The 12052-nt window shown below is 63.8% G+C and carries 8 protein-coding genes; 6 read left to right on the forward strand and 2 right to left on the reverse strand.

Annotated elements, in window-relative coordinates; all coding sequences use genetic code 11:
• The first annotated feature begins 348 nt into the window (after nucleotides 1-348).
• From V1277_RS07640 to V1277_RS07665, 6 genes are read left to right on the forward strand one after another with little or no spacing between them, the layout of a single operon-like run.
• Entirely contained in the window at nucleotides 349-3195 is a 2847-nt protein-coding gene (locus V1277_RS07640) for a bifunctional transaldolase/phosoglucose isomerase (RefSeq protein WP_334415658.1), read from the forward strand.
• 12 nt (nucleotides 3196-3207) lie between these two features.
• Nucleotides 3208-4203 carry a phosphogluconate dehydrogenase (NAD(+)-dependent, decarboxylating) gene (gene gnd, locus V1277_RS07645; protein ID WP_334415659.1) on the forward strand — a complete coding sequence of 332 codons (996 nt, stop codon included), beginning with the start codon at nucleotides 3208-3210 and terminating at the stop codon, nucleotides 4201-4203.
• A gap of 6 nt (nucleotides 4204-4209) precedes the next feature.
• Nucleotides 4210-5721, forward strand: coding sequence for a glucose-6-phosphate dehydrogenase (gene zwf / locus V1277_RS07650; protein ID WP_334415660.1), 1512 nt, complete (start codon nucleotides 4210-4212; stop codon nucleotides 5719-5721).
• Between the two features lie 3 nt (nucleotides 5722-5724).
• Complete coding sequence (gene pgl / locus V1277_RS07655) at nucleotides 5725-6480, forward strand: 6-phosphogluconolactonase (RefSeq protein WP_334415661.1); 756 nt, start codon at nucleotides 5725-5727, stop codon at nucleotides 6478-6480.
• Entirely contained in the window at nucleotides 6449-6991 is a 543-nt protein-coding gene (locus V1277_RS07660; protein ID WP_442894456.1) for a gluconokinase, read from the forward strand. Before pgl ends, V1277_RS07660 begins: the two co-directional genes overlap by 32 nt.
• On the forward strand, nucleotides 6988-7791 hold the full coding sequence (locus V1277_RS07665) for a Cof-type HAD-IIB family hydrolase (RefSeq protein ID WP_334415662.1): 804 nt from the start codon (nucleotides 6988-6990) through the stop codon (nucleotides 7789-7791). The genes V1277_RS07660 and V1277_RS07665 overlap by 4 nt, the downstream gene beginning before the upstream one ends.
• A 339-nt stretch (nucleotides 7792-8130) precedes the next feature.
• On the opposite strand, the gene V1277_RS07670 is transcribed toward V1277_RS07665, so the two are convergent.
• Together V1277_RS07670 and malQ are read right to left on the reverse strand one after the other, a co-directional pair.
• Nucleotides 8131-9936 (reverse strand): glycoside hydrolase family 15 protein, encoded by a 1806-nt coding sequence (locus V1277_RS07670; protein WP_334415663.1) that lies wholly within the window; start codon nucleotides 9934-9936, stop codon nucleotides 8131-8133.
• 72 nt (nucleotides 9937-10008) lie between these two features.
• Nucleotides 10009-11955, reverse strand: a complete 1947-nt coding sequence (malQ, locus tag V1277_RS07675; protein ID WP_334415664.1) for a 4-alpha-glucanotransferase — start codon at nucleotides 11953-11955, stop codon at nucleotides 10009-10011.
• Nucleotides 11956-12052: the final 97 nt, after the last annotated feature.

Here is a 12052-nt window from a genome sequence, read left to right on the forward strand (position 1 = left end):
GCACTTTCGCCGCTCCATCGCGCTGAATACTTTCTTGCGTTCTGATCCAGGCCGCACAAATCGCGAGACAGCCCGGAGGCGAGAAACGACGGCTCATGACGGGCTCCTTCACGACTTCGTGCGATGTGCCCGTCGGCGTCGCCATTCCAAACGCTGGTTCGACCGACCGGCCGGTATCGGGGCGGGCCAGAACGGACTTTTCCGGGATCGAACCGGAGCCGCTGGCGTTATCGTCCTGGACAGCCCCATTCCATCCGGCTGCATGCCCAACCAAATGTTGACTTTCCGGCCCTGCCCCCGAAAGCTGCCGGAAGCCCAAAAATCGACCGATCGAACAGAACAGGCACCATGAATCCCGTCAAAGCACTCGAAAACCACGGCCAGGCAATCTGGCTGGACTTCCTCGCCCGCGGCTTCGTCGCCAAGGGTGACCTCACGGCGCTGATCGATACCGACGGTGTCAAGGGCGTGACGTCGAATCCTTCGATCTTCGAAAAGGCGATCGGCAGCTCGGATGAATATGACGGTGCCATCAGCCGCGCTCTGAAAGCGGGCGACCGCCCCGTCGCCGACCTGTTCGAGGCGCTCGCCGTCGAGGACATCCAGAACGCCGCCGACGTGCTGCGCCCGGTGTACGACCGTTTGAACGGAAACGACGGCTTTGTCAGCCTTGAGGTCTCGCCCTATCTGGCAACCGATACCAAGGGGACCATTGCGGAAGCCCAACGGCTCTGGAAGGACGTCAAGCGTCAGAACTTGATGGTGAAGGTGCCGGCCACGCCGGAAGGCCTGCCCGCGATCGAACACCTGATCGGCGAAGGTATCAGCATCAACATCACGCTGCTGTTCTCGCAAGACGTCTATCGCGAGGTGGCGGAGGCGTACATCGCGGGGCTGGAAAAATACGTCGCCAAGGGCGGCGATCCCTCTCACGTCGCCAGCGTCGCGTCTTTCTTCGTCAGTCGCATCGATACCGCAGTCGACAAGCAGCTCGACGAGAAGATCGCGAAGGCCAATGACCCGAGCGAGAAGGAGCGGCTGAGCGCGCTGAAGGGCAAGGTCGCCATCGCCAACGCCAAGCTCGCCTATCAGGACTACAAGCGGCTGTTTGCCGGGCCGCGGTGGGAGAAGCTTGCCGCCGAGGGCGCCAAGCCGCAGCGGCTGTTGTGGGCCTCCACCGGCACCAAGAACAAGGACTATAGCGACGTGCTGTATGTCGAGGAGCTGATCGGTCCCAACACGGTCAACACCGTGCCGCCGGCAACGCTCGATGCATTCCGCGACCATGGCAAGCTGAGAGACAGCCTCGAGGAGAATGTCGAGGACGCGCGCCGCGTGCTGGAAGAGCTCGAAAAATCCGGCATCTCGCTCGACGCCATCACGGCCGAGCTGGTCAAGGACGGCGTCAAGCTGTTCGCGGACTCTGCCGACAAGCTCTATGGCGCGGTCGCATACAAGCGCGCGACCTCGCTCGGCGGCGGCATCGACCGGCAGCAATTCGCATTCGGCGATGGCATCGGCAAGGCCGTCGAGAAGAGCACCGAGGAGTGGCGCGCATCGGCCAAAATCCGAAGGCTGTGGCAAAAGGACAAGTCGGTCTGGACCGGCGACGACGAGAACAAATGGCTGGGCTGGCTGAACAGCCCTGTGGCCGCCAACATTGCCGACTACGAAGATTTTGCCCGCCGCGTGAAGGGGCAGAATTTCAGCGACGCGGTCGTGCTCGGCATGGGCGGATCGAGCCTCGGACCGGAGGTGCTGGCGGAGACGTTTGCCAAGGAATCAGGATTCCCGAAGCTGCATGTGCTCGATTCCACCGATCCCGCGCAGGTGCAGGCGATGGAGGAGACCGTCGACCTCGCCCACACGCTGTTCATCGTCTCCAGCAAGTCCGGCGGCACCACCGAGCCGAACGTGATGAAGGATTACTTCTTCGATCGCGTTGCCAAGACCATCGGCAAGGACAAGGCCGGCCATCGCTTCATCGCGGTCACCGATCCCGGCTCGTCTCTGGAGAAGGTCGCGATCAGCCAAGGCTTTGCCCGCATCTTCCATGGCGATCCCACAATCGGCGGACGCTATTCCGTGCTGTCGCCGTTCGGACTGGTGCCGGCCGCTGCCGCCGGCATTGACGTTCGCAGCCTGATCACGCACGCGCTCGCGATGGTGCGTTCCTGCGGCGCCGACGTGCCGCCGCACGAAAATCCGGGCGTGCAGCTCGGACTGGCGATGGGCCTTGCCGGCCTCGAAGGCCGCGACAAGGTGACGATCACCTCGTCGGAGAAGGTCGCGGATTTCGGCGCCTGGGCCGAGCAACTGATCGCCGAATCCACCGGCAAGGAAGGCAAGGGCCTGATCCCGATCGACGGAGAGCCGCTCGGCGACCCCTCGCTTTACGGCGACGACCGCTTCTTCATCGATATCCGGACCGAGGGCGAGGACGACGCCTCGCATGATGATCGGCTCAAGGCGCTCGAGGCGGCCGGGCATCCCGTGGTTCGCATCGTCATGAAGTCGATCGACCATATCGGTCAGGAGTTTTTCCGGTTTGAGATGGCGACCGCTGTCGCGGGCGCGATCCTCGGCATCAATCCGTTCAACCAGCCCGATGTAGAAGCGGCCAAGATCAAGACGCGCGAGTTGACGAGTGCGTTCGAGAAGACCGGATCGCTGCCGGCGGAGGAGCCGGTGATTTCGACCGACGAGGCTGATCTTTACACCGACGAGCACAATGCGGCCGAGCTGCGCAAGGCCGGCGCCGACGGCACGCTCGGCTCCTGGGTCAAAGCGCATCTTTCGCGCTCCGACAGCGGCGACTATGTCGCCCTGCTCGCCTATATCGCGCGCAATCCCGGCACGATCGGCTCGCTGCAAAAGATGCGGCTTGCGGTGCGCGACAAGCATCATCTGGCGACCTGCGCCGAATTCGGCCCGCGCTTTCTGCACTCGACCGGCCAGGCCTACAAGGGCGGCCCCGACAGCGGCGTGTTCCTGCAGATCACGGCCGACGATGCCGAGGATTTGCCGGTGCCCGGACAGAAGGCGAGTTTCGGCATCATCAAGGCGGCGCAGGCGCGCGGCGATTTCGACGTGCTCACCGAACGCGGCAGGCGTGCGCTGCGCGTCCATCTCAAGGGCGATCTCGGATCGGGGCTGTCTGCGCTCGATGCCGCGATCGCAGAGGCGCTCAGTTAGGGAAGTCAGGATATGCAACTCGGCATGATCGGCCTCGGCCGGATGGGCGGCAACATCGTCCGCCGGCTGATGAAGAATAGCCACACCGCCGTGGTCTACGACAAGGACGCCAAGGCGGTCGCTGCACTCGCGGCGGAAGGCGCAACCGGCGCTGACACGCTGGAAGATTTCGTGGCGAAGCTGGAGAAGCCGCGCACCGCCTGGGTAATGCTTCCGGCAGGCAAGATCACCGAGACGACCATCGAGGCATTGGTAAAGCTGATGCAGCCCGGCGACGTCATCATCGATGGCGGGAATACGTTCTGGCAGGACGATGTCCGCCGCGGCGCGGCGCTGAAGGCAAAAGGCCTGCACTACCTCGACGTCGGCACCAGCGGCGGCGTCTGGGGCATCGAGCGCGGCTATTGCATGATGATCGGCGGCGACAAGGCGGTGGTCGACCGGCTCGATCCGATCTTCAAGACGCTGGCGCCGGGCGCGGGCGACATTCCGCGCACACCAGGACGCGAGGGCCGCGACCCGCGTGTCGAGCAGGGCTATATCCATGCCGGGCCGTCCGGCGCCGGACACTTCGTCAAGATGATCCATAACGGCATCGAATACGGCCTGATGCAGGCCTATGCCGAGGGGTTTGATATCCTGAAGAACGCCAACATCGACGCGCTGCCGCCGGAGCATCGTTTCGAGTTCGACATGGCCGACATCGCTGAAGTGTGGCGGCGCGGCAGCGTGATTCCCTCCTGGCTGCTCGATCTCACCGCTTCTGCGCTCGCCGAAAACCAGACGCTCGACACCTACTCCGGCTTTGTCGAAGATTCCGGCGAAGGCCGCTGGACGGTCAACGCGGCGATCGACGAAGCCGTGCCGGCGGAAGTGCTGACGGCGGCGCTCTACGCGCGCTTCCGTTCGCGCAAGGACCACACCTTTGCGGAAAAGATTCTTTCCGCGATGCGGGCCGGTTTCGGCGGCCACAAGGAGCCGCCGAAGAAGCCCACTTTGAAGGCGTGAGCGGTCATGGCGGTCGGTCAAACAACACAGAAGAAGCCCGATCCCTGCTCCTTCGTCATTTTCGGCGTCACCGGCGACCTCACGCACCGGCTGGTCGTCCCTGCCCTGTATAATCTCGCCGCCAGCGATCTCCTGCCGGATAGGTTCTGCCTGGTCGGCGTCGCCCGCAAGGGCATGACGAACGACAGGCTGCGCGACAGCCTGATGAAGGGCCTGCGCCAGTTCGCGACCCGGCCGGTGGAGGATGCGATTTCGCGTCGTCTTTTGGACTGCCTGACCTGCATCGAAGCCGATCCGAAGGATCCGGCTTCATTCGACGCGATGAGCAAGCAGCTCGGCGAGCTGGAAGCCGCGCGCAACACTGGCGGCAACCGGCTGTTCTACTTGGCGACCCCGCCCAACGCCTTCCTGCCGATCAGCCGTGAGCTAGGCCGCACCGGCATGCTGGCCGAAAACGGCGCGTGGCGGCGGCTGGTGGTGGAAAAGCCGTTCGGTACCGACCTCGCCTCCGCCAAGGCGCTGAACAGCGAGCTGCTCAAGCTCGTCGATGAGCACGAGATCTACCGGATCGATCACTATCTCGGCAAGGAAACGGTGCAGAACATTTTGGTGTTGCGCTTCGCCAACGGCATGTTCGAGCCGATCTGGAATCGCAACCATATCGACCATGTCCAGATCACGGTCAACGAACAGCTTGGCGTCGGCCACCGCGGCAGTTTTTACGACCAGACCGGCGCGCTGCGCGACATGGTGCCGAACCATCTGTTTCAACTCTTGTCACTGGTCGCAATGGAGCCGCCGATCCGGTTTGACGCGCATTCGGTCCGCACCGAAAAGGCGGACGTGCTGGCCGCGATCCAGCTCCAGAGCGAGGCCGAGGCGCTGCGGAATTCCGTGCGCGGCCAATATCTGGCCGGCCGGATCGAAGATAGCGAGATTGCGGACTATCGCAAAATCGAAGATGTCGCGGCCGGCAGTACGACCGAAACCTATGTGGCGCTGAAACTGGTCATCGACAATTGGCGCTGGGCCGGCGTTCCCTTCTACCTGCGCACCGGCAAGGCGCTCGGCGTCAAGCGCACCGAAGTCGCGATCAAGTTCAAGCAGGCGCCGTTCGCGATGTTCAACTGCACGCCGGTGGAACGACTGGCGCAGAATTACCTCGTGATCGGGGTCGCGCCGAACGAAGGCATCGCGCTGCAGTTCAACACCAAGGTGCCCGGCCCCTCGATCCTGATCGACGGCGTCGAGATGAAGTTTCGCTACAAGGACTATTTCAAGGCGGAACCTTCGACCGGCTACGAGACACTGATCTATGACTGCATGACCGGCGACAACATCCTGTTCCAGCGCGCCGACAGCGTCGAGGCCGGCTGGAAGGCGGTGCAACCATTCCTCGACGCCTGGAAGAAGGCGGGTGCCGCGGGCTTGCAGACCTACAAGGCCGGCAGCGAAGGTCCGCAGGAAGCGAACGAATTGTTGATCCGCGAAGGCCGAAGCTGGCGAAAGCTCGGGTGAGCGATGACAGCGAACGACAATCGCCGCGTGATCGCGGTCGCCGATCCGGCCGCACTGGCCGAGGCCGCGGCCGATCGCGTGCTCGCCAGGATCGAGGCCAATATTGGCCGCGTGGCGATTTGCCTGACCGGCGGATCGAGCCCCAGACAGCTCTATCAATTGCTCGCAGCCGATGCCTATCGCAGCCGGATCCCCTGGCAGCGCGTGCACTGGTTCATTGGCGACGAGCGCTTCGTGCCGGCGGACGATCCGCTCAACAACATGGGCATGGCGCGAGAGCTTTTTCTGGATAGTTGCGCGCCGGCGGCAAACATCCATCCGATTCCGACCGCGACCGCCGACCCGACCGATCCGGACCGCTGCGCCGCGCTTTACGAACGGGAGCTGCAATCGTTCTATGGGGCAGGCTCGCTCGATCAAGCCCGCCCCTTGTTCGATCTCGTGTTGATGGGTGTAGGTCCCGATGGCCACACCGCATCGCTGTTTCCCGGCGATCCCGCGCTCGATGAGGCCGCGCGCTGGGTGGTCGGCGTGCCACGCGCAAATGTCGAGCCATTCGTCCCGCGGGTCACTCTCACGCTCCCCACCCTTGCCTCCTGCCGCGAAATGCTGTTCGAGATTGCGGGCGCCGAGAAGCATGCGATCTTGACGCGCCTCTTTGCACGCGAGAACCTGCCTGCCAACCGTGCGCGATCCACCGGCGAGACGGTCTGGCTGGTGGACCGGGATGCGCTTCCGGAGGATTTTGGTGGGCGATAGGACTCCTAGCGCGCTGGTGGTGATGGGCGTTTCCGGTTCGGGCAAGAGCACCATCGCCGATCATCTCGCAAGACGCCTCGGCTGGCGCTACGAGGACGGCGACCGGTTTCACCCGCCGGGAAACGTTGCGAAGATGAGCGCCGGCCACCCGCTGACCGACGAGGACCGCTGGCCGTGGCTGCAGGCAATCGCCGACGAGATCGACCGCCTCGCAGCGTTCGGCGAGCACGCCGTGATCGCCTGCTCGGCATTGAAGCGCGCCTATCGCGACATTCTCGTGCACGGCCGCGACGATGTCCGCATCGTTTTTCTCGATGGAACGCAGGATCTGATCGCGGCCCGGCTGGCCGCCCGCAAGGGACATTTCATGCCGCCGGGCCTGCTCGCCAGCCAATTCAGGACGCTGGAGCCGCCGGGCGCGGGCGAGCGGCCGATCATTGTATCGATCGATGCCCCGGTCGAGAACATCGTGGATGACATCGTCGGTCAATTGAACCTGGTCCCCCAATGACACGTATCGCGCTCGTTGTTTCCGACGTCGACGGCACCCTGTTGACGCACGACAAGATCCTGACCGATGGCGCCAAGGCAGCCGTTCGCAAGCTGCACGCGGCCGGCATCGGTTTCACCATCGTCTCCAGCCGGCCGACCATCGGCATGGGTTTTCTGATCGAGCCGCTTTCGATCACGCTTCCGGTCGGCTCCTTCAACGGCAGCTCGATCGTCGATGCCGGGCTCAAACCGATCGAACAGCATCTGATCGGAGCAACCGTGGCGCAGCGCAGCCTCGACGTGCTCAATGCCTTCGGCGTGGATATCTGGCTGTTCACCAATCAGCGCTGGTACACGCGCAATCCCGACGGCGAGTACGTCCCGCACGAGAAGCTGGCCATCAAGGCTAATCCGACCATCGTCACCGACTTCACGCCGCATCTCGCGGAGACTTGCAAGATCGTCGGCGCCAGTTCGGATGCTGAGCTGTTGCAGCGCTGCGAGGTGGCAATGCAGCAGGCGCTCGGCCGGGAGGTCGTCGCGGTTCGCTCGCAGACCTATTATCTCGACGTCACACCGCCCGGTCACAACAAGGGCACCTTCGTGGACGCCATGATCAGGCGGCTGGGCATTTCGGCGGCAGCGGTCGCGACCATCGGCGACATGGAGAACGATCTTCCGATGTTTGCCCGAAGCGGCGTTTCTTTTGCGATGGGCAATGCGGCCGAAGGCATCAAAAAGCAAGCGACGCACGTCACCGACAGCAACGAGCGCGACGGATTTGCGGCGGCGATCGAGACGGTGCTGCGGCTCGGATAGGCAAGAGCCGGCGTATCAAGCCCGCCTGAAGGATAAATCGAGGAACTCTCAAAGTCTTCGCGCGGCGAATCCGTTTCTGTCGGCCGGCACGATCGGCAAGGGCGAGCCGGTGCCTGACCGCCGTCTCCTCCCATGAAGGCAGGCTCTCCAGCCCGAGCCTGCCGCGGCGAAGATGGGTACCGGCTCGCGCGACCGGCTGGGACCTGTCTTCGTAGGATGGGTGGAGCGAAGCGATACCCATCAATCCGATGCGGAAACGTGATGGGTATCGCTTCGCTCCACCCATCCTACGCGGGCAAGACGCTGCGCGCCTTTTGCCCACCCTACCGACCTCGCCCGCTATTTCGAGCGCTGCATCGCGGGCTTCTCGGTCGCCTTCTTCGCCACGCTGAGGTTCTGCGCGGTGTTGATCAGCGCGATATGCGTCAGCGCCTGCGGGAAATTTCCGGTCTGGCGGCCGGCCACCGTATCGTACTCCTCGGCCAAGAGGCCGAGATCGTTGGCGACTGCGACGACGCGGGCGAACAACTCCTGCGCCTTGCCGAATTCGCCCGCCAGCACATACGCGTCCGCAAGCCAAAGCGTGCAAGCGAGGAACGCGCCTTCGGCCGGCTGTTTCTCCGTCGGGACTTCCCGCGGGTCGTGCCGCAGCACAAAACCGTCCTGCATCAGATGCTGTTCGACCGCGACAAGCGTACCGCGCACGCGGGGGTCCTCCGGCGGCAGAAATCCCACTGACGGCAGCAACAGGATGCTCGCGTCGAGCATTTTTGAGCCGTATGACTCGACGAACGCGTTCAGCTCGGCGTCAAAGCCCTTCGCGCAGACGTCGGCGTGAATGGCGTCGCGCAGCACCCGCCACTTCACAAGCGGCGCCTTGAAGCCGAACATCTCGGCGCTCTTGATACCGCGGTCGAACGCGACCCAGGTCATCACCTTCGACGAGACATAATGCCTGCCCGCGCCGCGGCGCTCCCAGATGCCGTGGTCCGGATGGTCCCACCGTCCGGCGAGGTGCTGCAGCACCGCGCATTCCAGCGCCCAGCTGGTTTCATCCATTTCGAGCTTGGCCACGCGCCACTGGTGAAAGGCGTCGATCAATTCACCGTAAACGTCGAGCTGCAGTTGCGCATGCGCGGCGTTGCCGACCCGCACGGGACGTGCGCCTTCATAGCCGGGCAACCACGTGGCCTCCCATTCCAGGAGACGGCGGTTGCCCATGATGCCGTACATGATCTGCATGTTGGCGGGAGAACCCGCCGCCGCCCGCAACAGCCAATGGTGCCAGGCGGAAGCTTCCTCGGTATAGCCCGAGTTCATCAGCGCCAGCAGCGTGAAGGTGGCGTCGCGCAGCCAGCAGAAGCGATAATCCCAATTCCTGGCGCCGCCGAGCTTTTCCGGCAGCGAGGTCGTCGGCGCAGCGACGATGCCGCCGGTCGGTGCATAGGTCTGCGCCTTCAGCGTGATCAGCGAGCGCATCACGAGAGCGCGGTATTCGCCCTCATAGGTGCAACGGTTGCTCCACTCGGTCCAGAACGCTTCGGTATCCTGCAAGGCATAGGCAGGATCGATCGGCTTGGGCACCGGCAGATGCGAAGGGCCGTAGGTGAGCACGAAGGGGACGGTATCGCCCTCGCCGACCTCGAAATCGGCGACCGTCGTCAGGTCCTCCCCGCGCGTTTCCACCGGGGTGCGCAACACCGTCATGTCCTGCCCGCAAATAGCGAGCAGGGCGGAGCCGTCCTCGGTCTTCTTGACCCAGGGAATATCGGTGCCGAAGCCGAAGCGGATGACAAGCTGCATGTGCATCCTGACCCGGCCGCGAAGGCCGCGCACCAACCGCACCACATCGGAGGCGTTGCCGCGCGGCGGCATGAAGTCGATCAGCTCGACCGCGCCGTCAGCGGTCTCGAACCGCGTCTGCAGGATCAGGGTGTCGCCCCAATAGTTGCGTGAGGTGCCGGTGACTTCCTCCACCGGTGCGATCAGCCAGCGGCCATGCTTGTGGGTGCCGAGAAGGGCTGCAAAGCAGGCGTCGGAATCGAAGGCCGGCCAGCACAGCCAATCGATCGATCCGTCACGGCCGACCAGTGCCGCGGTCTCGCAATCGCCGATCAAACCATAGTCTTCGATCCGACACGACAAGGTGATTCACCGCCAGAACGGAATGGCATTTCTTCCAACTGTCATCCCGCTCTGCCTTCCTCCTCGAACTCGTCAGATCGCGGCGCGCGACCGCTCATGGGTTGCCGCCTTGAGTGCGGCGACGTCGACCGTGGACGTCATCTCCTCGATCGACACCGGAAGCCGCCGCCGCCAGTTCGGATGCTCGTTGACGGTGCCGGGGATATTGGGCTGGTCGACCACCCCGAGCAGGTCCTCCAGCGAGACCGCGAGCAGCCGCGACTTGGTCCGCGCCAGGAAATTCGCGACCGAATAGAGATCGTTGCGGTAGATGGCGTGATGCCGCAGCACGTCGTCCAGCATTGCAAGCGCGTGCCAGCGCGCCTCGTCGCTCTCGCCCGGATCGATCCCGAGCGAGCGCTTCAGCTTGAGATCGCCGAACGAGCGCCAGCCGGCATAGGTCGAGAGATCATGGGTGTTGAAAGTGACGAGCGCGTTGGTCAGGTAATGATCGATGCTGCGGAACGATCCGTGGTCGTCGCGCTCGAACATCATCACGAGATACGACCAGATGCCCCAATCGGCGATCTGGTCGCGAAAGCCTTCCGGCACAGTGCCGAGATCTTCGCCGATCACGACGCAGCGCTGCGTGAGGCTTTCCAGCGCGGTCACCGCGAGCAGCGCCTCGAACGGCATCTGCACATAGACGCCGTCGCGTGCGGTGAAGCCTTGCGGCACCAGATAGAGCCGCTTCAGCCCGAGCACATGGTCGAGCCGGATCGCACCGGCGTGCCGCATCGAGGCGCGCAGCATGTCGCGATACGGCGCAAAGGACTGCCGCTCGAGCCCTGCCGCATTGAAGCCGGCAAGGCCCCAGGTCTGGCCGGCGGTGTTGAGCGGATCGGGTGGCGCGCCGACGCCGAGATGGCGGGAGATCGCGACCTGTTCGTTCCAGGCATCGAACCCGTCGGCCTGCACGCCAACCGCGACGTCGAGATAGAGCCCGACCTTCATGCCAAGCTTCTTCGCCAGATCGCTGGCCGCGCCGAGCTGCCGGTCTGCGGTCCATTGTACAAATTCGACAAATTCGATTTCGTTGGCGTCCGGGCCTTGGCGCAAGGCGGCGCATCTGGCGTCGTCCGGCTGCCGCCACTCTTCTGGCCATTCCCACCACGGCTTGCCGAATTTGTGCCGGAGTACCTCGAAGCAGGCAAAATGCGACAGCAAGGTACCGCACTCGGTACGGAATTTGTCGAAATCCTGTCGGCGGGTCGGGTTGGCATTGGCCTTGAAGGCAGCAAAGGCGGAGCGAAGCGCGCGCCACTTCAAACCGGCGACACCGACATAATCGACGACGGCGCGTACCCGCAACGGCGCCAGCGCCTCGCGGGTTTCGGAATCGAGCTGATATTCGGGAAGCTTTTCGACGTCGATGTAAAGCGCGTTGAGAAACAACCGGCTGTTCGGCGAATACGGGCTGCAATCGCCCGGGCGATCGTCGAACAGGACGTGTAGCGGATTGAGGCCGACGCCGTCGGCGCCGAGATGATCGGCGAGTTCGATCAGGCTTGCGAGGTCGGTAAAGTCGCCCATGCCCCAGTTGCGCGCGGAACGGACCCCGTAAAGCTGGACGGCGAGCAGCCAGCAGCGGTCGAACTCGCCGCCAAACGCCCGTTCCGGCGCCGAAATCAGCGGCACATCCTCGACTCTCGCGGCATCGCTCAACTGCAGCCGGTAGATGCCGAGCGGCAGGTCCCTGGGCCAGTCGATGGCATGATCCGAGCTCTCGCCCTTGGCGATAACTCCTGAATCCGCAACGATTTTCCACTCCGCCGGAAGCGTGGCTGTGGGGAGTTCGGTTCGCGACGGCCGTCCCGACCGGACCACGACCGGGTGGCCTACCAGCGGCCCGGGCGCCTGCGGCGGCAGGGCATCCAGGATTATTTTGAGGGCGGCCGCGTCTGTCACACGGCGATTACCCTGGCCATCCAGGAATTCGGTTTGAATTCCCAGTGCTTTAGCTTGAGCGAAAAGATCCATTCGGCACGTACTTTGCACGCAAACATCAAACCGATGTCGCGAAATTGTCCAATTACGGGAAGGAGATAGACGGTGTCTAACGTTCGGGCCCGCCAAC

It is taken from the genome of Bradyrhizobium sp. AZCC 1588, assembly GCF_036924735.1.
In the GTDB taxonomy this organism is placed as follows: domain Bacteria; phylum Pseudomonadota; class Alphaproteobacteria; order Rhizobiales; family Xanthobacteraceae; genus Bradyrhizobium.

What these genes read in the sequence shown, in the direction of transcription:
- V1277_RS07640 (WP_334415658.1), top strand. Translation starts at nt 349, where the DNA reads ATGAATCCCGTCAAAGCACTCGAAAACCACGGCCAGGCAATCTGGCTG.
- gnd (WP_334415659.1), top strand. Translation starts at nt 3,208, where the DNA reads ATGCAACTCGGCATGATCGGCCTCGGCCGGATGGGCGGCAACATCGTC.
- zwf (WP_334415660.1), top strand. Translation starts at nt 4,210, where the DNA reads ATGGCGGTCGGTCAAACAACACAGAAGAAGCCCGATCCCTGCTCCTTC.
- pgl (WP_334415661.1), top strand. Translation starts at nt 5,725, where the DNA reads ATGACAGCGAACGACAATCGCCGCGTGATCGCGGTCGCCGATCCGGCC.
- V1277_RS07660 (WP_442894456.1), top strand. Translation starts at nt 6,449, where the DNA reads ATGCGCTTCCGGAGGATTTTGGTGGGCGATAGGACTCCTAGCGCGCTG.
- V1277_RS07665 (WP_334415662.1), top strand. Translation starts at nt 6,988, where the DNA reads ATGACACGTATCGCGCTCGTTGTTTCCGACGTCGACGGCACCCTGTTG.
- malQ (WP_334415664.1), bottom strand. Translation starts at nt 11,955, where the DNA reads ATGGATCTTTTCGCTCAAGCTAAAGCACTGGGAATTCAAACCGAATTC.